General features: G+C 63.4%; 17 protein-coding genes. 8 read left to right on the top strand and 9 right to left on the bottom strand.

Features of this window, described 5'->3' with window-relative positions; translation table 11 throughout:
- Window positions 1–65 precede the first annotated feature (65 nt).
- The gene (locus tag ATE48_RS15570; protein ID WP_066773054.1) at window positions 66–911 is read left to right on the top strand and encodes a 50S ribosomal protein L11 methyltransferase; all 846 of its coding nucleotides are present in this window, start codon (window positions 66–68) and stop codon (window positions 909–911) included.
- 50 nt (window positions 912–961) lie between these two features.
- Here the strand turns inward: ATE48_RS15570 and ATE48_RS15565 are convergent, their stop codons facing one another.
- Complete coding sequence (locus tag ATE48_RS15565; RefSeq protein WP_066773052.1) at window positions 962–1,408, bottom strand: hypothetical protein; 447 nt, start codon at window positions 1,406–1,408, stop codon at window positions 962–964.
- Between the two features lie 116 nt (window positions 1,409–1,524).
- On the opposite strand from ATE48_RS15565, the gene ATE48_RS15560 reads away from it, so the two are divergent.
- From ATE48_RS15560 to ATE48_RS15545, 4 genes are read left to right on the top strand one after another with little or no spacing between them, the layout of a single operon-like run.
- Window positions 1,525–3,336, top strand: coding sequence for an aminopeptidase P family protein (locus tag ATE48_RS15560; RefSeq protein ID WP_066773050.1), 1,812 nt, complete (start codon window positions 1,525–1,527; stop codon window positions 3,334–3,336).
- Window positions 3,337–3,363: 27 nt separating this feature from the next.
- Window positions 3,364–4,902 (top strand): M20/M25/M40 family metallo-hydrolase, encoded by a 1,539-nt coding sequence (locus tag ATE48_RS15555; RefSeq protein ID WP_066773049.1) that lies wholly within the window; start codon window positions 3,364–3,366, stop codon window positions 4,900–4,902.
- Between the two features lie 9 nt (window positions 4,903–4,911).
- Window positions 4,912–5,586: a hypothetical protein gene (locus ATE48_RS15550; RefSeq protein WP_066773048.1), complete on the top strand. Its 675-nt coding sequence runs from the start codon at window positions 4,912–4,914 to the stop codon at window positions 5,584–5,586.
- Window positions 5,573–5,968, top strand: a complete 396-nt coding sequence (locus ATE48_RS15545) for a nuclear transport factor 2 family protein (protein WP_066773047.1) — start codon at window positions 5,573–5,575, stop codon at window positions 5,966–5,968. The genes ATE48_RS15550 and ATE48_RS15545 overlap by 14 nt, the downstream gene beginning before the upstream one ends.
- Here ATE48_RS15545 and ligA read toward each other — a convergent pair.
- The 3 genes from ligA to lpxC all read right to left on the bottom strand — a co-directional run bounded on the left by ligA (window position 5,965) and on the right by lpxC (window position 10,206).
- Complete coding sequence (gene ligA, locus ATE48_RS15540) at window positions 5,965–8,298, bottom strand: NAD-dependent DNA ligase LigA (RefSeq protein WP_066773046.1); 2,334 nt, start codon at window positions 8,296–8,298, stop codon at window positions 5,965–5,967. The two genes, ATE48_RS15545 and ligA, sit on opposite strands and share 4 nt — an antisense overlap.
- A gap of 20 nt (window positions 8,299–8,318) precedes the next feature.
- Window positions 8,319–9,167: an outer membrane protein assembly factor BamD gene (locus tag ATE48_RS15535; protein ID WP_066773044.1), complete on the bottom strand. Its 849-nt coding sequence runs from the start codon at window positions 9,165–9,167 to the stop codon at window positions 8,319–8,321.
- Window positions 9,168–9,279: 112 nt separating this feature from the next.
- Window positions 9,280–10,206 carry a UDP-3-O-acyl-N-acetylglucosamine deacetylase gene (lpxC, locus tag ATE48_RS15530; protein WP_228126652.1) on the bottom strand — a complete coding sequence of 309 codons (927 nt, stop codon included), beginning with the start codon at window positions 10,204–10,206 and terminating at the stop codon, window positions 9,280–9,282.
- A gap of 141 nt (window positions 10,207–10,347) precedes the next feature.
- Between lpxC and ATE48_RS15525 the strand changes: the two genes are divergently transcribed.
- Window positions 10,348–12,057: a hypothetical protein gene (locus tag ATE48_RS15525; RefSeq protein WP_066773042.1), complete on the top strand. Its 1,710-nt coding sequence runs from the start codon at window positions 10,348–10,350 to the stop codon at window positions 12,055–12,057.
- A 6-nt stretch (window positions 12,058–12,063) separates the two neighbouring features.
- On the opposite strand, the gene ftsZ is transcribed toward ATE48_RS15525, so the two are convergent.
- The 5 genes from ftsZ to ATE48_RS15500 form a co-directional block, all read right to left on the bottom strand.
- Window positions 12,064–13,443: a cell division protein FtsZ gene (gene ftsZ, locus ATE48_RS15520; protein ID WP_066773040.1), complete on the bottom strand. Its 1,380-nt coding sequence runs from the start codon at window positions 13,441–13,443 to the stop codon at window positions 12,064–12,066.
- A gap of 171 nt (window positions 13,444–13,614) precedes the next feature.
- Entirely contained in the window at window positions 13,615–13,944 is a 330-nt protein-coding gene (locus ATE48_RS15515; RefSeq protein WP_066773039.1) for a hypothetical protein, read from the bottom strand.
- An 81-nt stretch (window positions 13,945–14,025) separates the two neighbouring features.
- On the bottom strand, window positions 14,026–15,345 hold the full coding sequence (gene ftsA, locus ATE48_RS15510) for a cell division protein FtsA (protein WP_066773038.1): 1,320 nt from the start codon (window positions 15,343–15,345) through the stop codon (window positions 14,026–14,028).
- Window positions 15,345–16,316 (bottom strand): cell division protein FtsQ/DivIB, encoded by a 972-nt coding sequence (locus tag ATE48_RS15505; protein WP_066773037.1) that lies wholly within the window; start codon window positions 16,314–16,316, stop codon window positions 15,345–15,347. The genes ftsA and ATE48_RS15505 overlap by 1 nt, the downstream gene beginning before the upstream one ends.
- Window positions 16,304–17,224 carry a D-alanine--D-alanine ligase gene (locus ATE48_RS15500; protein WP_066773035.1) on the bottom strand — a complete coding sequence of 307 codons (921 nt, stop codon included), beginning with the start codon at window positions 17,222–17,224 and terminating at the stop codon, window positions 16,304–16,306. Before ATE48_RS15500 ends, ATE48_RS15505 begins: the two co-directional genes overlap by 13 nt.
- A gap of 394 nt (window positions 17,225–17,618) precedes the next feature.
- Here ATE48_RS15500 and ATE48_RS15495 point away from each other — a divergent pair, with 394 nt between their 5' ends.
- Both ATE48_RS15495 and ahpD read left to right on the top strand, forming a co-directional pair.
- The gene (locus ATE48_RS15495) at window positions 17,619–18,173 is read left to right on the top strand and encodes a peroxiredoxin (protein WP_066773033.1); all 555 of its coding nucleotides are present in this window, start codon (window positions 17,619–17,621) and stop codon (window positions 18,171–18,173) included.
- A gap of 113 nt (window positions 18,174–18,286) precedes the next feature.
- Complete coding sequence (gene ahpD / locus ATE48_RS15490; protein ID WP_066773032.1) at window positions 18,287–18,820, top strand: alkylhydroperoxidase, AhpD family; 534 nt, start codon at window positions 18,287–18,289, stop codon at window positions 18,818–18,820.
- Window positions 18,821–18,892: the final 72 nt, after the last annotated feature.

The following is an 18,892-nucleotide window of genomic DNA, read 5'->3' as shown; positions in this document are numbered from 1 at the left end:
CGGATGAACGATCGCCAGACGTAAGACGATGACAAGCGCTAAGCGGATCGCTACCAACCCGCCCCATGCTTCTCCTGACTGCCCTTGGCTCACAGACCCTCATCCGCGCGGCGGCGGATGAATTGGATCGCCACGATCCCTCGCCTGCCGACGCGGTGAGCTGGTTCGAGGAAAAGCCGGGCAAGTTTCGCATCGAGATTTATGTGCCGACCCAGCAGGACGCCGCCAGCGTCGAAGCAATCGTCGGCGCCGCCGCACCCGAGCTGCATCTCAAGATCAAAAAAGTGAAGGCCGCCGATTGGGTGGCAATGTCGCTTGAAGGCTTGCCTGCGGTGCGGGCCGGGCGTTTCGTTGTCGCGGGCGCGCACGCGCTGGCAGGCGAAGCCAACGGACGCACACGCATATGGATCGAGGCGAGCGAAGCCTTCGGCACCGGCCATCACGGCACAACCTGGGGCTGCCTCATGGCGCTCGAAGGCGTGCTGCGCGAGCGACGGGTTGAGCGCGTGCTGGATATGGGCGCCGGTTCAGGCGTGCTCGCTATCGCCGCGGCCAAACATGGCGCCGACGCTCTCGCGATCGAGATCGACCATCGCGCCGCCGCGATCGCCAAGATCAACGCCAAGCAGAACAAAGTCGGCCCGCGCATGCAGGTGATCGCGGGCGACGGCGCGCGCTACATCGCCAGCAAGCAATTCGATCTGGTGTTCGCTAATATTCTGATGCGGCCACTGATCAGGCTCGCGCCAAAACTTGTGCGCGCCATTGAACCTGGCGGTACGCTCATTCTCTCGGGTTTGTTGCGACAGCAGGCAGGTCTGGTGCGCGAAGCCTACGCCAATCGCGGACTCATTCTCGAAAAGCAGATTCCGAAAGAAGCTTGGATGACGCTCGTCTGGCGCAAGCCCTAGCCTTGAAGTGCGTCACCCTCAGCTTGTCGAAGGGCGACGTCTTGCGAACCTCAGCGCGTGTAGACGTTGACCGCGAAGCGGCAGCGCGGCGCACGGCAATCAACCATGCCTACTTCAATCGTGTGCTGACCAAACATCTCGGCGCGCAGATCAACCACGGGCCGCGCATTGCCACGCGTATCAAGCGCTAGGATCTCACCACGCGGATTGACCACGCGAAGATCGAGATCGTCGCAGGCCTGATCGCAGACGCCGACAATGCGGATCTCCTGCCCGGCCCGGAGTGTCAAAGGCAGCTCCGCGGACGCGCCACTGGAAAGCACCCCAGAAAGCGGTCCGACAGCATGGGCAAAGCCCCGCTCGGCGTTATCCGGCTCTTGATTGTCCAGCTGCTGAGTGAGGTAATCGCGCAGGTCCGGCTGGGCGGACGCGGTGGGACCGGCCACCAACGCCAGGGCGATCGCCGCCGCCGCTACCTTTTGCACCCAAGAAGCCATGGTTCTCCGCGTTCCGGGGACGTTTTCCGACGACCGCCCCTTAAACCTCTCAGTGCAAGGGCTTAAACTCAAGCAAGTGAACCTGCCCTGAACCGGGGCCTCAAAGGACGCAAGACGTGTTCCAGACTTATGACGATCCGGGCGGCCCCACCCTTGGCCGTAAGCACCTGCCCCGCTTGAGAAAAGCACTGAAAGCCGCCGGCTTGGATGGCTTCATCGTGCCTCACGAGGATGAATGGCAGAACGAATATGTGCCGCCGGCCTATGATCGTCTGGCCTGGACCACGGGCTTTACAGGCTCGGCCGGCGCGGCCGTCGTGATGGCCGATGAGGCCGCGGTTTTCGTGGACGGGCGCTACACGCTTCAAGTTCGCGCGCAGGTCGATAACGACCTCTTTGCCTATCGCGATCTCGTTGATGGCGGCGTGCCCGCCTACATCCGCGAACGCGGCAAGCAAGGCCAGCGCATCGGCTACGATCCGAAGCTCCATAGCCCAGACAGCCTCGATCGCCTGCGCGCGGCCGCCGATGGCGCGGGCGTCATCCTCGTTCCTGTTGAGCGCAATCCCGTCGATGAAATCTGGGACGACCGCCCACCGATCCCGATGGCGAAGGTCGTGCCACAACAAGAAGCCTATACCGGCGAGAACGCCTCTTCGAAGCGCCAGCGTTTGGGCGATGGCATCGCCAAGGAAGGCGCCGACGCTGTGGTGATTACCTCGCCCGCTTCGATCGCCTGGCTCTTCAACGTGCGTGGCGGCGATGTCGCGCGCACGCCGCTGCCGCTGGGCGAAGCCGTGCTGCACAAGGATGGCACCGCCGATCTCTTTCTCGCGGATGAAAAAGTCTCCCCGCAATTGCGCGAATGGCTCGGCAACCAAGTTGCGATCAAGCCCAGCGAAGAACTGCAGCCGACGCTGCGGAGGCTCAGCGGCAAAAAAGTGAAGCTCGATCCGTCGACGGCGAGCGCTTGGTATTTCGAAGAACTGAAAGCCGCTGGCGCGGAAGTCATTCGCGGGCAAGATCCGGTCGTGCTGCCGCGCGCCTGCAAGAATGCCGCGGAAGTCGAAGGCTCGCACAAAGCGCACCAGCGCGACGGCGCGGCGATCTCCAAATTCCTGCACTGGCTCGCGACCGATGGACAGACTGGCAAGGTCCAGGAAATCGAAGCCTGCCAAAAGCTCGAAGCCTTCCGCACCGAAACCGGCGCGCTGAAGGATCTCTCATTCGACTCCATTTCAGGCGCAGGCCCCAACGGCGCCATCGTCCACTATCGCGTGACCAAGAAAACTAACCGCAAACTTGCGCGCGGCTCACTCTTCCTCATCGACAGCGGCGGCCAATACGAAGATGGCACCACCGACATCACCCGCACCGTCGCCATCGGCCGCGCCTCCAAGGAAATGAAGGACCGCTTCACGCGCGTCCTCAAAGGCCACATCGCGCTCTCGCGCGTGCGCTTTCCAAAGGGCACGACCGGCCACCAACTCGATGCGCTCGCGCGCATGAGCCTGTGGGACGCCGGCCTCGACTACGATCACGGCACCGGCCACGGCGTCGGTTCGTATCTCGGCGTGCATGAGGGCCCGCACCGGATCGCGAAGTTCGTGAACACGCAGCCGCTTGAACCCGGCATGATCGTCTCGAACGAACCTGGCTATTACAAAACCGGCGCCTACGGCATCCGCATCGAAAATCTGCAAGTGGTGAGCCCCGCCGCCGACATCGAAGGCGGCGAGCGTCCGATGCTTGGTTTCGAGACGCTAACTCTGGCGCCAATCGCGCGCGATCTCATCGTGAAGCAGCTGCTCACCAAGGAAGAGATCGCGTGGCTGAACACATACCATGCGCGCGTCTGGGCAAAGATCGGCCCGCAGCTCGATGGTGACGCAAAGGCGTGGCTAGAAAGCGCGACGAAGCCGATCTAGGCTTTCCCCTCTTTTGAGGGGAAAGCCATGGACCGCGACGACATTCCTCAGATCGATCACGTAGCGCAGCCGACCCGGCGCGGCTTGTGGGCTGGCGCGGCTGCGCTCGCGCCGATGCTTGCTGTCACAGATGCCGACGCAGCAACGCCGAACCGCGGCGCGCTGCGGCGCATCGTCGATCAACAGAAAGAAGAGAACGTCGCGCTGCTGCAGGATTGGATCCGCAATCCGACCATCGCGGCAGAAGGGCTGAACATCCAAGGCGGCGCCGATTACATGGCGCGGCTTGCGCGCGAAGCCGGCTTCCAGACTGCCGAGATCGTCTCCACCGATGGCTCGCCCGGCGTGTGGGCGACGCTCGATGTCGGCGCGCCGAAAACGCTCGCTGTCTACTTCATGTACGACGTGAAACAGTTCAATCCGGCCGAATGGTCATCACCGCCACTTGAGGCGCGGCTGGTGAACAATGATCTCGGCCGCGTTGTCGTTGGTCGCGGCGCCGTGAACCAGAAGGGCCCCGAGATCGCGTTCCTCGGCGCCTTGCGTGCACTTCGCGCAGCGGGGCGCCAGCCGCCGGTCAACATCGTGCTGATCTGCGAAGGTGAAGAAGAAATCGGCAGCCCGCACTTCCATCAGATCGCACAGCACGCAAACGTGCTGCCGCGCCTGCAAAGTGCGCTGGGAGTCTTCATCCCGAGCGCTTGGCAAGATCCGACCACGGGCGGCGTCAGCGTCAATCTCGGCGCCAAAGGCGTCATCGAATGTGAACTGATCGCCAGTGGCGAGAACTGGGGCCGCGGCCCGACCCGCGACATTCACTCCAGCACCAAGGCCATGATCGACGCGCCAGTTTGGCGCCTCGTGCGCGCACTCGACACACTCACCAGCGAAGATGGCAATACGCCTGCAATCGATGGCTGGTTCGAGAATGTACGCCCGCTGACCGATCGCGAACGCGAACTTATCCAGATGGGCGCGCGCAACACCAGCGAAGAAGATTACAAACGGCGCAACGGTGTTTCGCACTTCATCGATGATCTGCCGTGGGCGCAGGCGTTGGAGCGCCTCGCTTCACAACCGACTGTCAACATTGAAGGCCTCGTGGCGGGCTATACCGGCCCCGGCGGCATGACCATACTCCCCCATCGCGGTGTCGCCAAACTCGACATGCGCTTGGTGCCCAACCAAACGCGCGCCGAATGCGAAGCGAAACTACGCGCGCACTTGGACGCACGCGGTTTCAACGATGTGCAGATCAATGTCAGCGGCGGCTATGATCCAACCGAAACGGCCGAGAGCAGCGCCATCGTGCAAGCGCAGCTCGCAGCCTATCGCCAAGCCGGCGCACGCACCGCGCTCAACCCGCGCCTTGCCGGCTCATGGCCTGGCGCGGTGTTCACAGCGGCGCCGGTCAGCATCCCCGCCGGCCAGTTCGGCTTAGGTCATGGCAACGGCGCGCACGCGCCGAACGAGTACTTCCTGATCGACAGCAGCAATCCGCGGGTTCAGGGGCTCAGCGGCGCGGTGATGGGCTTTATCGACATCATGTACGAGCTCGCGCGCTAGGGCCGTCACATGTTCGTCGGCCATTACGCAGCAGCATTCGCAGCCAAAGCCATCGCGCCGAAAGCGCCAATGTGGACGCTCGCCGCAGCAAGCCAGCTAATCGATATCGGCTGGTCGAGCTTCATCATCGCAGGCCTCGAGCGCGCCAGCGTCGATCCGGCGCTGCCGGGCTCGACGCTTGTGCTTTACCAGATGCCATGGACGCACTCGCTTGCGGCGGTGCTTGCGTGGTCGCTCGGCGCAGCGTTGCTGGTGAAGCTCATTTTGCGCTTGCCGCATTGGGCGAGCGCGGTGGTTGGGCTGACGGTGTTTTCGCACTGGCTGCTCGATCTGCTCGTCCATCGCCCCGATCTCGAACTCTGGCCCGGCGGCGATAAGGTCGGCTTCGGGCTCTGGAATTTCCCCGTGCCCGAACAAGCCCTGGAGATGGGCTTGCTCGCGATCTGCGGCGCCGCATGGGTCGCCAGTCGCAAGACGCTCGGCCGTTTCGCTTGGCCTGCCATTGTGTTCATCGCGTTTCTGGTGACGCTGCAGATCGTGGCGATACTTTCGCCGCAACCCGCCGGTGAACTCGGACCGGAAAGCGGGGCCACGATCTTGGCGATCTATCTTGTCGTCGTCGCACTCGCGGCGCTGACGGACCTACGCGGCAAATCGAAGGGAGCTTCCAATGTCCAACCTTGATCCGGTTCGCGCGCTTTACGCCGCCTTCGCAAGCGGCGACATGCCAGCCGCGCTCGCCACCATGGCGCCGGACATCGTTTGGAACGAAGCCGAGAACTACCCTTACGCCGACCGCAACCCTTACGTTGGACCCGAAGCCGTCCTGATGGGCGTGTTCGCGCGCATCGGCGGCGATTGGGATGGCTTCAGCGCGACGTCCGACGAATTAATCGATGGCGGCGACACCATCATTTCGCTCGGACATTATGCCGGCGCGAGCAAAGCCACCGGCAAGAAGATGCGCGCGCAGTTCGCGCACGTCTTCCGCGTGAAAAACGGCAAGATCAACGGCTTTCAGCAATACGCGGACACGCTCGGCACAGCGATCGCACTCGGACGCTAGGTACTGAGCGCGATCCAGGCGTCTTCATCGATCACTTTGACGCCGTGCTTTTCGGCCTCCGCGAGCTTTGAGCCTGCACCGGGGCCGGCAACGACAAGATCCGTCTTCTTCGACACGCTGCCGGACACTTTGGCGCCGAGAGATATCGCGCGCGCTTTGGCTTCATCGCGCGTGGTCTTTTCCAGCGTGCCGGTAAACACGATCGTGAGCCCAGAGACTTTGCTCGACGTGGCGGCGCGCGGCTGATCTTTCGGCGTCACATTCTTCAACAGACGCTTCAGTGCGTCGACGTTGTGCTTCTCAGCGAAGAAATCGACGAGATGGTCCGCCGCGACCGGCCCAACACCGTCGATGCGCGCAAGTTCAAGATAGTCGTCACCCGGCGCTTGCTTTGCTGCCGCCTTAATTGCCGCCACCGCCTCGGCGAGCGAGCCGAATGCGTCAGTCAAGCCTTGCCAGGCTTTTGCTGTAACGCCCTTCACCTTTGGCGCTTCACCGCTCGCAAAGAGATCGCCAGCCGGCCCCTTCAATTCGGGCGCTGCCGCAATGAGCGCCGCGCGCGCACCATCACCAACGCCGTTGACCCGCTCAAGCGCCTCGTAAGCCTCTCCGGGCTTCGCCTTGACCGCAGCCTGCATCGCGTCAACAAACGCGGCCCAGCTTTCGAAACGCCGCGCGATTACGCCGGCCGTTGTCTCGCCGATATCGCGAATGCCAAGCGCATAGAGGAAGCGGCTAAACTCGGGCTCGCGGCGCGCATCTATGCTGGCGAGCAGATTGGCGACGCTCTTCTCGCCATAGCCATCGCGCGTCATCAGCTCATTACGATGGTCGGCGAGCTTGAAGATATCGGCGGGCTCCTTGACCCAGCCGAGCTCGTAGAATTCCTCGATCTGTTTTGAACCCAGGCCTTCGATGTCCATCGCACGGCGCGCAACGAAGTGGATGAGCCTTTCAACCGCCTGCGCCGGACAATTCAGCCCGCCCGTACAGCGCGCAATGACGCCCTCTTCGCCAGGCTCCAGTTCGCGCGCGACATGGCTGTCGCAAACCGGGCAGCGCTCTGGAAACTGATATTTGCGCGCGCCTTTGGTTCGCTTCTCAAGCAACACATCAACAATCTGCGGGATCACATCGCCCGCGCGCTGAACGATGACCGTGTCGCCAATGCGCAAATCCTTGCCGCCGCGGATCGGACCGCCGTCAGCGCCGACGCCGCGAATGTAATCGGAATTGTGCAGCGTCACGTTGGTGACAGTAACCCCGCCGACAAACACCGGCTTCAAGCGCCCCACCGGCGTCAACGCGCCCGTACGGCCAACTTGGATATCGATGCCTTCGAGGATGGTCGTTTGCTGTTCGGCGGCGAACTTGTGCGCAATCGCCCAACGCGGGCTGCGCGATACGAACCCCAGACGCTGCTGCAAGGAGAGCGAGTCGACCTTGTAAACGACGCCGTCGATCTCATAGGCAAGCTTCTCACGCCCCGCGAGGATGCTCTCATAGATCGCGAGCAATTCTTCAGCGTTCTGGGCGCGCTTGATGCCGGCCAGGGGAAAGCCGAGATCCGCCAGCCGTTGCACGCTATCAAATTGCGTTTCCGCCAACGGCTCACTCAATTCGCCCCAGCCGTGCGCGAAGAAGCGCAATGGCCGCGTCGCCGTGATCTTTGCATCGAGTTGACGCAGCGCGCCCGCCGCACTGTTGCGCGGATTGACATACGTCTGCTTGCCATCCTTCTCGAGCGCCGCGTTCATCTTCGCGAACGCCGCCTTCTCCATATAAACTTCGCCGCGCACTTCGAGCACAGCGGGCGCGCCTTTGATGACGTGCGGGATGTCAGCGATAGTGCGGAGGTTTGCGGTGACGTCTTCACCTTCACGGCCATCGCCGCGCGTGGCCCCCTGCACGAACTTGCCATTCTCGTAGCGAAGCGAAGCTGAAAGCCCGTCGATCTTTGGCTCGGCCGTGATCACCGGCGACCCGTCCAGATTCAAAAAACGCTGCACCTTGGCGACAAAGGCGTGCGCGTCAGCCGGATCGAACGCATTGTCCAGCGACAGCATCGGCACGGCGTGGCGAACCTTGCCGAACTTCTCCGCCGGCGCCGACCCTACGCTCAGCGCGGGACTATCCTCGCGAACAAGATCGGGAAAGCGCGCCTCGATCGCCGCGTTGCGCACGCGAAGCTTGTCATACTCTGCATCCGAGATCAGGGGCGCGTCTTTGCCATGATAGAGCTTGTCGTGACGCGCGATATCTGACGCCAACCGCTCCAATTCAGCGGCGGCTTGCTTCGGTGTCAGCTTATCGACAGCTTTGTCGCTCACGCAGCTCCCCTCGCGAGGGGTTACAACACCCGGCCGAACGTGCGGCGGAGCCAGCCACGGCGCTCAGCTTCCTCAACAGCGACCGGCGCAACGCCTTCCTGCGTCAGCAGCGCGTACGTGCGCTGATACCATTCGCTGCCCGGGAAGTTGTAGCCGAGGATCGCCGCCATGCGTTGAGCCTCCTCGGTCATGCCAACCGAGAGGTAGGACTCGACCAAACGATGCAGCGCTTCCGGCACGTGCGTGGTGCGTTGGAAGTTCTCGTTCTCGATCACATTGCGGAAGCGGTTGATCGCTGCGAGCTGCTGGTCGCGCGTCAGATAGAAACGACCGATCGCCATCTCTTTGCCGGCGAGCTGGTCGTAGACCATGTCCAGCTTCAGGCGCGCGTCACGCGCGTACGGGCTATCCGGATAGCGGCGCACGACATCGTTCAACGCAGCCAAAGCGCGCTCGGTTGTGCCCTGGTCGCGGCCCACATCCATGATGCGCTCGAAGTGGCAGATCGCGATCAGATAATAGGCGTACGGCGCACTCTCGTTGCCCGGGTGCAGAGAGATGAAGCGCTGGGCGTTCTCGATTGAGTCATCGTACTGCTGCGCTTGGTAGTGCGTATAAGCTTCCATGAGCATCGCGCGGCGCGCCCACGACGAATACGGGTGCTGGCGCTCAACTTCCTCGAACATCGTCAGCGCACGCTGATAGCGGCCGCGGTCGAGCGCATCGGCGGCTCGGTTATAGAGATTGGATGCAGGTTCCTCGACGTACTGAACGTCAGCCCGATCACGAACGCCGCCGCACGCGGTAACACCGCCCGCGAGCAAAGCGAGCACGATGGCCCGGGAAAGTTGGTTCTTCCGAGGGGTCATTCTGCCGGGCCTCTTGTTGCTTAGAACCCGCGCGGGGCGGGCTGCAAACCGCTGATACAGGAAGGCGCGCGCGGCGCAAAGCGTCTGCGGCTGTAGCGTGTGGGTTGCGGATTTAGCGGACTGCGGCAGCCAGGGCCGGCTGGGCTTCACGCACCGTTTCAGGGGCCTCGCCGTTCTCCCAGCACCACGCTTCCGGCGTATCCAGGAGCGCACGCACCAGGCGCGCGTTAAGGGCGTGACCAGGTTGATCCGCCACAAAACGGCCACAAATCGGAGCGCCAGCGAGCGAAAGATCACCCACCGCGTCCAGCATCTTGTGACGCACGAACTCGTCGTCGAAGCGAAGTCCCTCGGGGTTCACCACGCGGCCGGAGTCCACGACCACTGCGTTCGCCATCGAGGCGCCAAGGCCAAGACCGGCGGCACGCATGGTTTCGACGTCAGCCAGGAAGCCAAAGGTGCGCGCATCGGCGATTTCGGTCAGGAACGTTTCAGGCGAGAGATGAACGCGGCGGCGTTGGGTGCCGATCGCGGGATCGGCGAAGCGGATCGTCACGTCCATATCGAGGCCGTCATAGCCCTCTGAAGGCAGCAAAGCGGCGCTCTTTGCGCCCATGCGCACTTCGATCGGCTCGAGAATACGGATCACTTGGCGCGGCGCGACTTGCTGCTTCACGCCAGCATTCAGCAGAACTTGCACGAATTGCGCTGACGACCCGTCGAGGATCGGCACTTCCGGGCCATCAACCTCAACGATGAGATTGTCGATGCCGAGACCGGCGCAGGCCGACATCAAATGCTCGATCGTGGCCAGCTCGACGCCAGAGGCGTTACGGATGGTGGTGCAGTTGCGCGTCTCGGAAACGCTGTCAGCGTGAGCCGCGATGGAATTTGACGGAACGCCACGGACGTCCGAACGGACAAAAACGATGCCGGTGTCTACTGGCGCCGGAGAAAGCACCATGCGCACATGCGAGCCCGAATGGACTCCAACGCCCGCACACATTGCCGGACCTGCTATGGTCTGTTGACGACGCACAGATGCCACCTCTCGTCCCACCAGCAGGACTTTAGGCCCCCCGACCCGACGCTTCGTGTATCTCAGAGGTTCCCAGGTGCACAAAACACGTTGGGTTACGGTTTGTGACGGTTTACCAGACGATGTTAAGTGACTGAAATAATGACGGAAAATCTGACGCCAAGAGGCCCGGACGCAGAGGCGTTTTGGCGGGCCGCGCAAGCGGGCGGACCCGGCGCGGCGCTGGCAGCGCGGCGGGCGGCGGCGCTTTGGGAAAAGACCGACCCTTCCCGCGCGCAGCGGGCGCTGGCTCTGGCGGTGGAATTGGCGCCCCTGGAGCCTGGCCCAAGGCTGAGCCTTGCCCGCCTGGCGGCGGAGGCCGGCGAGCTCCATGCAGCCAGGGCAGAAGCGCAGACCCTCCTCAGCCAGACAACCGACCCCACGGCCAAAACCCGCGCCCTCTTCATGTTGGGAGACCTCGCCCGCGCCGAGGGCGCCGCCGATCAGGCCCGCGACTTCTATGGGCGGGTGATGAAGCTGCAAGATGCGACCCTCGCCGCAGATCGCTCCGACCCAAACGCAGCCCGCTGGTTTGCGCGTGCGCGTGGCCGTATCGCGGAGATCGACGCAAGCGCCGGCGATTTCGCACGTGCGAAGAGCGGCGCTGAGGGCGCGCTGGCGATGCTGCAGGCGGCCGCCATGCAACTTTCCGAAACGCCGGAACTCGCCGCCGACATTGCGGATGCGGAGCTGCGGCTCGGCGCGCTCGAGCTCGACGCCAATCAGCCCGCGTCAGCACGCCGACGCTTTCGTGAAGCGATTGGCCGCTACGAGGCGCTAGCCGTCACCGAAAAAGATGAGCCGCATTGGCGCGCAGTGCTCTCGGACGCCTGGGCGCTCGCGGCGGAGGCCGATTATACGCGCGGCGCTGCAGATCTCGCGCGCGAAGCGATGGACAAATCACTGCAAGTGCGGATGCGTCTCGCCGCGAACGATCCGCGCGAGACCTGGGCGCTCGCCGGCACGTGGCGCGTGCGGGCCGCACTTCGCGCAGCGCTTGGCGATAACACCGCAGCGGCGGACTCAATGCAGCAAGCGCGCCTTCTGGCCGAGCGTCTCTGCAAAGAAAATGCATCGGACGAGCCTGCGCGCTTCCTCATACACACACTGCTCGATCAAGCGGACCAAGCATTGCGCGCTGGCGAACTCCACATCGCGCACGAAGCCGCCAATCAAGCGCGCGCGCTCGCGGAACGTTTCGCGGCGCAGAAGGATGCGAGCGCCGCCTGGCTCGCAGACGCTTCAGCCTGTTGGGATCGGATCGGCGAGATCGCGCGCGCGGGACAAACCTCAAGCGGCGACGCCTTTGCCCGCGCAGCAGAGATGCGCCGATTAGCTTATGAGCGCGCGCGCGGCGATACGCGGCACGCGCGCGGCCTCGCCGCAGCTCTTGTCAAGCAAGGCGACGCCGCTTTGGAGACGCACGAGAACGCGATCGCCCGCGCCGCATTCAACGAAAGCGCCGCCATCCGGCTAAAGCTGCTCGAACAAGCGCCAAATGATCGCACCGCAATTCACGCGCTTGCTGTCGCGCTTGAGCGCCTCGGGCTGGCGGCGCAAGCGCTGGGCGATCTCGCCGCCGCGCGCGGCGCCTGGGAAGACGAGCTCGCCCTCGCCTTCCAACTCTTCAATCAAGACGACCTCGAAGGTCTGCGCTTTTGCGCCATCGTTGAAAGCCATCTCGCAGGCGCAGGCGGCACGGAAGCTGAAGTGCACCGCCGCGCGGCGCTCGAACGCTTCGACGCACTCGCACGCGCCGGCGTGCTCACGGAACGCGAGGCAGCGCTGCGTAAAAAGCTCTGGGGTGGTTGAACGCGCTTAGCGCGGGTTCATTTGCCGGCGCAGGAAGGCTGGAATTTCCAGCTCTTCATCAAGCGCGGGATCGCGAACGACATCATCGTGCGCGCGGCTCGCTCCGGACGCAGGCTCGGGCGCATCGAGATTGAACTCACGCGGCTCGTCATCGCGGGCTGAGTCCGGCTTTTTCCAACCGAACATTGAAAATCCACCGCCGCTCTTGGCCGGCGCTGGCTCACGCGCCGGCGGCGCAGCGCGACGCTCCGGCTCGATGTCATTAGCAAAGCTCGGACGCGGCTCGTCATACGCAGGTTCGCGCATTGGGCGCGGCGGCGGCTCACGCGGCGTCTCCGCGCGCGGCGGCACAACCGGACGGCGCGGCGTGGTTTCGGCAGCGCGGCGCGCAGGCTCAACCACCGTCGTTTGCGTGATGATGGCCTCATCATCAATGCCGGTCGCAACGACCGACACGCGCATACGGCCCTCGAGCGTTTCGTCGAACGTCGAGCCGAGAATGATATTGGCGTTGGCGTCGACTTCGGCGCGAATTTCGTTCGCGGCTTGATCGACTTCGTACAGCGTCATATCGAAGCCGCCGGTGATGTTGATCAGCACGCCCTTGGCGCCGCGCATCGAGACGATGTCCAGTAGCGGGTTGGCCATGGCGCCGTGCGCGGCATCAAGCGCGCGATTGGGGCCACCGGCTTCGCCAGTGCCCATCATCGCCGTGCCCATCTCGGCCATCACGGTGCGGACGTCGGCGAAATCGAGATTGATCAGGCCCGGCATCACCATCAGGTCAGTGACGCCCCGCACGCCCGAATAAAGCACCTGGTCCGCGAGCTGGAAGGCTTCCGCGAACGTCGTCCGTTCATTGGCGACCCGAAAGAGGTTCTGGTTCGGAATGACGATCAGCGTGTCGACGTGCTTGCGCAGCTCCTGCACGCCCGCCTCGGCGAGCTGCATGCGGCGCTGGCCTTCGAAGTGGAACGGCTTGGTGACGACCGCGATCGTGAGAATGCCGCGCTCACGCGCCGTGCGCGCAATCACCGGGGCAGCGCCCGTGCCCGTGCCGCCACCCATACCGGCGGCGACGAACACCATGTGTGCGCCTTCGAGGAATTCGATGATTTCCGGCTGGCTCTCTTGCGCCGCCGCCTGCCCGACTTCCGGACGCGCGCCCGCGCCAAGGCCTTCAGTGATCGAGTGTCCGAGCTGGATGCGGTTCGGCGTGCGCGCGCGCGTCAGCGCCTGCGCGTCGGTGTTAGCCACCACGAACTCAACGCCCTGCAGCTGGGCGTCCATCATATTGTTGACGGCGTTGCCGCCCGCGCCGCCAACACCGAACACCACGATGCGTGGTTTCAGGTCGAGAATTGTCGGCGCACTGTACTGGCTCATTACCCGCTCCAAGGGCGACCGATTCTCACGATTCGCCCACGCTCGTACTGCACCCTCGGGTGCAGCGTTTAAGCTTTCCTTAAGTGTTGGAAAATCGAAGCGGCGCTTTTGCGGCGCCGCAACGGCCAAACGCACCCCCAGCCTGGGGAAATCGACGCAATTACGCGTGGTTCAAACCGTTGGTGCGTGGCTCAGGCAGGCTGTGGATATCTGCGCAAGTTCCGGCGCGGCGACATCGTCGAAGACGGCGACGCTGCTGGCGAAGAACTGAGCAAGTTCGTCGGCGCTGTACTTTTGTTCCGCGAGCGTGCGCCAAGCGGCGCCCGCTGCGTCAAGCGTCGCGGCGTCTCCGGCGCTCCGGCCTTCGCTGACAGCTGCGCTTTGCAGGGCGAGGTACGCCATGCAGGTGACGGCGTCGGCTTCCTTGTAGTCCGGCTCTCCGCACGCGCCGATGGCGAGCACCGAAAGAGCCAAGCCAGCAAGACCAAACGCGATACGCATCGTTCCTCCTCCAACGCGAGGAAGGTTACGGATCGATCACGTTCGAATTGCAGCGGATCTGCGCCGGGTTCGCGATTGATCTTAGAAGTTTTCGCGCAGCCAATTCCACATGCCGTGCACCGCGTTGCGCACGGAGGCGCCGAGATGGGCAAGCGAAGGTTGGAAATCGCCATCGACCAGTTCAAGATCGGTGTTGTCGAGGCGATGGCGCAACAAACCGGCGGCCACAGCGTAAGCTGGCCCCGCCTCGCCATGATCGAAGCCGCAAAGCTCCAGCGGCCGGCCAACCCGCACCGGCATGCCAAGCGCTTCGGCCGCCAATTCGCGCACGCCAGGGATCAACGCGCCGCCACCAACCAGCACCGCGCGTTGTGGACCTTCGCTGCCGCCAAAGCCCGCGCGGTTCATACGGTCGCGAACCGTCAGCAGCATTTCCATGAGGCGCGGCGTCAGCGTGTCGGAAATCACCCCGCGCAACGTCGTCGCCGCTTCCAACCGGCCATCCAAACCAATCTTCGGCGCTTGCACCGCTTCGCGCGGATCGCAGGCATTGCCTACGGCGCCAAAGTGTAGCTTTACCCGCTCGGCGGCTGCGAACGTCGTTTGCAACTTCATCGCCAGGTCGCGCGTCAAACGCACGCCACCGGATGAAATCGTCTCGCAATGAACGAGGCCTTCGCTGGCATAAGCGGCGACGCCGATCGCGCCTGCGCCGATGTCGATCAGCAACGCGCCCTCTTCGCGCTCTTCAGGCGTCAGCGCCGAGAGCGCCGCAGCTTGCGGACCAGCGATAATATCTTCCACGTCGGCGCCGGCCTGGCGGATGCAGGCGCGCAGCGCATTCAGCGCTTCGGTCGGCGCAGTGACGACGCAAGCCTCTACCGCCAGCATCTTGCCTGGATGCCCCAGCGGATCAGGAATGCCTTCACCGTCATCGATCGTGTAACGCAGCGGCTCAACGTGCACGAATGAGCGTTGCGGCGCGGGGGCCGCCTTCATCGCCTCGTCGATCGCGTTCTCGATATCGCGATGCGAAATGACGGCGCCTTTGACGCGGGCAGCGCCGCGAACGATCTGCGAGTTGAGCCCAGGACCAGAATACGACGCGACGACGCGTTGAACGGGCGCGCCGGCCATGGCGGCGGCTTCTTGAATGGCGACTTCGATGGCGCGCGCGCAGGCGTCAAAATCCGCCGGCTTGCCGCTGGCAATCGCAGGCGCGGTTTGCTGGCCGATGCCGAGCACGCGCAGCGGACGCTCCGGATGCATATCGAGCACCGGATCACGGCGCGAGGTCAGACAAACGGTCTTCGACACGCCAACGTCGATCGAGGCGACGAGCGGCGCCAAGCGCTGGTCTTCGAATTGAGCTTCATCGCGATGCTTGACAGAAGCGGACATTATGCGCCTCCCATCAGAGGCGCGCCGGCTAGTTCGGGATGAATGCGAACGGCGAGACGGCCCGGCGCGCGCAAATCAAAGCGCGTCACCGCGCGATCGAGCAAAGCATATTGCTGGTGAAGGCGCTGCAATTGCTCGAGCGCTTCGATCTGCCCCTCTTCCGGCAGCGCGACGATGGCGCCGGACTTCAACTCAATATCCCAGCGGCGATCGCCTACGCGTGTCAGCTGCACCGTGCGGTCGCGAATTTCCGGCATGGTTTCGAGCGCAGCCAAGATCGGTGGCGCGGCCGGACCGGCGCCGCGTCCGACAACGCGCAGCAAACCGGCATTGTCTTCGACACGCTCAGTCAGAAGGCGCTCGCCATTGGCGTCGATCACAGCCGACTGATGGTTCTCGTCTTCCCAGACCGCGAACTCACGGCGGCGCTCCACTTCCACCATCAACGTCGATGGCCAAAGACGGCGCACGCGCGCATTGGCGACCCAATCGAGACTTTCGACACGCGCCTGAACTTCCTGGGGATCGAGCGCCAGAATGGAATGGCGCCCTTCCGGCACGATGAGCGAGCGCACTTCCTGTTCGCGCGCTTCGCTGATCTCGGGCGCATCCGGCAGACGCGCAACGCGGATCTCAGCGATCTCAAAGCCGGCATTGGCGACGGTCGCGTCAGCCGAGCGCGCAAAAGCTTCGCGCGCATCAAACAGAGACGAACCCAGCCAGGCGGCGCCGGCAATGGCGATGCCGATAAACATAACGCCGCCGGTCAGCGCCAGCGCGAGGCTCTTGCCGCTGACTTGCATGTCATCGCCGCTCAAGCCGCCTGACAGCTTAATGCGCGCGATGCGCGGCATGGATTCATATGCGGGCACAGGTTGAGGACGGCGGCGTTTGCCGCGCGGCGGCTCGTCATAGCCGCGTCCACCACCTTTGCCACCGCCGCCTGAGCGGCGCGCTCTCACCGCGGCCATGATGCATCCTCCAGTATCCACTGGACGAGCTGGTCGTAAGAGAGACCAACGTGAGCGGCTTGTTCCGGCGTCAACGACGTCGGCGTCATGCCGGGCTGGGTGTTCACTTCAAGCAGCGCCAAACGATCGGTCTTCGGATCGTAGCGGAAGTCGCTGCGCGAGACGCCGCGACAGCCAAGCGCATGGTGCGCGGCTTCAGCGGCGCGCATGCACTGATCCGCGACCGATTGTGGAATGTTGGCAGGCACCACGTGCCTTGAACCACCGCTCGAATACTTGGCGTCAAAATCGTACCAATCACCATCGCTGGTGACGAAGATTTCAGTGACCGCCAACGCGCCGCGATCATGCATGACCGCAACGGTGAGCTCTTTGCCGTCGATGAATTCCTCGACGAGCACCTCCTCGCCAAAGGTCCAATCAGGATCGAGCAATTGTTCGGGCGGACGATTAGCGCCCTCACGCACGATAAAGATGCCGACCGACGAGCCCTGCGCGTTCGGCTTCACAACATAAGGCGCGGGCATCGGGTGGCCCTTCGCGGCCTCCAGGCGATGCATCAGCTTACCATTGGCGAGCGGCAGCCCGGCCTGCGCAAACACCGCCTTGGACTTATCCTTGTCCATCGCCAGCGCCGACGCGAGCACGCCCGAATGCGTGTAAGGAAGCTTCAGATAGTCGAGCACGCCTTGGGTGCGGCCGTCCTCACCCCACTCACCGTGGAGGGCGTTGAACACCGCGTCCGGCGCGGCGTCGGCCAACTCGGAGATCCAATTCGGATTTTGAGGGTCGATCTCGATCACGTCGTGACCAAGCCGGCGCAGCGCGTCAGCGCAGCCCTTGCCGGAACTGAGGCTCACTGGCCTCTCGGGGCTTAATCCCCCTAGTAGCACCGCCACTCGGGCCATGCGCTTGCCTCACAACACCAACCAACCACCGCCCCAGCTGACCGCCTTTTGTGCGCTCATTCCGGGAGTGTCATAACGAAACACCTCAGGGTTAAGGCAAGGTGTGGGCGGCGCTCTTAGTGACTGTTTTTTATAGTAAATTTCGATTCATCGGCGTTGATGGCGCTTAACCACGTTGGCTCGCGACAGGCCACATTGACGGTATCCAAGAGCGTCCAGCGCCGTTCAGACTTGCGCGCCGCACCATCGCGCGAGAGCAAGTCTGACCGCCATTTAAGCAATTCTATTCAATAGACTTTTTCTATGTCTCTAACGAGCAAGATCAATTTGCACTTCGCGCTCGCAGCATTACACCTCCCACATCCATTCATGGACTCACCACTAGGAGATCGAGATGCGCGGCATCGGCGAGACGCTTCCCTCATTCAAAGTCACCGGCGTAAAGCCCGGCTTCATGCAGCATGAGGAAGGCGGCAGGTCCGCTTTTGAGGAGCTCACCGAAAAGAGCTTCGAGGGCAAGTGGAAGGTCATCTACTTCTACCCGAAGGATTTCACCTTCGTTTGCCCGACTGAGATCGCTGAGTTCGCGCGCCTTAACAAAGAGTTTGAAGATCGCGACGCTGTCGTCCTCGGCGGCTCTACGGACAACGAATTCTGCAAGCTCGCTTGGCGCCGCGATCACAAGGATCTAGCCAAACTGCCGCAATGGCAGTTCGCCGACACCAACGGCTCGCTCGTTGACGGCCTCGGCGTGCGTTCGACCGATGGCGTTGCGCTGCGCGCGACGTTCGTCGTCGATCCGCACAACGTGATCCAGCACGTCTACGTCACCAACCTCAATGTCGGCCGCAATCCGTCGGACACGCTGCGCGTGCTCGATGCGCTGCAAACCGACGAACTCTGCCCATGCAACCGCCCAGTCGGCGGCGATGTGCTGAAGGCAGCCTAAGCGAACACTGCGCGCTCCACCCTCCCCCCCCCCGTGAGCGCGCGGGATGAACCGGCGCGGCGTTCGGGCTCAAACGTCGCGCCGGCGCTTATTTCAATCAAAGGACGAAGATCATGGCGTTCGATGCTCTGCGGGACACGCTTCCCGACTACGCGAAAGACATCAAACTGAACCTCGGCTCTCTCGCCAACGATCAGACATTGAACGAGCAACAAAAGTGGGGCGCGTTTCTCGCCTGTGCGCACGCAGCGGGCGTGGGGGAACTCATTCGCGCGCTCGAAGCTGAAACCGCCAATAAACTCTCGCCGGAAGCCAAAACAGCAGCGAAAGCGGCCGCGGCGATCATGGGCATGAACAATGTCTATTATCGCTCGGTGCACCTGCTCTCGAACGAAGAGTACCGGACGCTTCGCACCGGCCTGCGCATGAACATCATCGCCAATCCGGGCGTCGATAAGGGCGACTTCGAATTGTGGGCGCTCGCGGTTTCTGCCGTGAACGGCTGCGGTATGTGCCTCGACGCGCACGAGGCCGAGCTGCGCAAACGCGAATTCACCGCGGCCCAAATCCAGCAAGCGCTGCGCATCGCCGCTGTGGTCAGCGCCGGCGCCGCCGTGCTGCGCGCCGAAAGCGCGCTCGCCGCGTAAAACGGCGCGCCCCACGTCAAGCCGAAAGCGCGCCCTCAGCGGCGCGCTTTTTGTTTAGGCGCACGGCCTCCA

Origin of the sequence: Candidatus Viadribacter manganicus, from assembly GCF_001679665.1 — a bacterium.
GTDB lineage: Bacteria > Pseudomonadota > Alphaproteobacteria > Caulobacterales > Aquidulcibacteraceae > Vitreimonas > Vitreimonas manganica.
The sequence above is the reverse complement of the archived record's forward strand: the minus strand, read 5'-3'. Positions and strand labels throughout refer to the sequence as shown.

Excerpts from the sequence above, each read along its gene's own strand:
- ATE48_RS15570 (WP_066773054.1), top strand. The coding sequence starts at position 66 with ATGCTTCTCCTGACTGCCCTTGGCTCACAGACCCTCATCCGCGCGGCG.
- ATE48_RS15565 (WP_066773052.1), bottom strand. The coding sequence starts at position 1,408 with ATGGCTTCTTGGGTGCAAAAGGTAGCGGCGGCGGCGATCGCCCTGGCG.
- ATE48_RS15555 (WP_066773049.1), top strand. The coding sequence starts at position 3,364 with ATGGACCGCGACGACATTCCTCAGATCGATCACGTAGCGCAGCCGACC.
- ATE48_RS15550 (WP_066773048.1), top strand. The coding sequence starts at position 4,912 with ATGTTCGTCGGCCATTACGCAGCAGCATTCGCAGCCAAAGCCATCGCG.
- ATE48_RS15545 (WP_066773047.1), top strand. The coding sequence starts at position 5,573 with ATGTCCAACCTTGATCCGGTTCGCGCGCTTTACGCCGCCTTCGCAAGC.
- ATE48_RS15535 (WP_066773044.1), bottom strand. The coding sequence starts at position 9,167 with ATGACCCCTCGGAAGAACCAACTTTCCCGGGCCATCGTGCTCGCTTTG.
- ATE48_RS15525 (WP_066773042.1), top strand. The coding sequence starts at position 10,348 with ATGACGGAAAATCTGACGCCAAGAGGCCCGGACGCAGAGGCGTTTTGG.
- ftsZ (WP_066773040.1), bottom strand. The coding sequence starts at position 13,443 with ATGAGCCAGTACAGTGCGCCGACAATTCTCGACCTGAAACCACGCATC.
- ATE48_RS15515 (WP_066773039.1), bottom strand. The coding sequence starts at position 13,944 with ATGCGTATCGCGTTTGGTCTTGCTGGCTTGGCTCTTTCGGTGCTCGCC.
- ftsA (WP_066773038.1), bottom strand. The coding sequence starts at position 15,345 with ATGTCCGCTTCTGTCAAGCATCGCGATGAAGCTCAATTCGAAGACCAG.
- ATE48_RS15505 (WP_066773037.1), bottom strand. The coding sequence starts at position 16,316 with ATGGCCGCGGTGAGAGCGCGCCGCTCAGGCGGCGGTGGCAAAGGTGGT.
- ATE48_RS15500 (WP_066773035.1), bottom strand. The coding sequence starts at position 17,224 with ATGGCCCGAGTGGCGGTGCTACTAGGGGGATTAAGCCCCGAGAGGCCA.
- ATE48_RS15495 (WP_066773033.1), top strand. The coding sequence starts at position 17,619 with ATGCGCGGCATCGGCGAGACGCTTCCCTCATTCAAAGTCACCGGCGTA.
- ahpD (WP_066773032.1), top strand. The coding sequence starts at position 18,287 with ATGGCGTTCGATGCTCTGCGGGACACGCTTCCCGACTACGCGAAAGAC.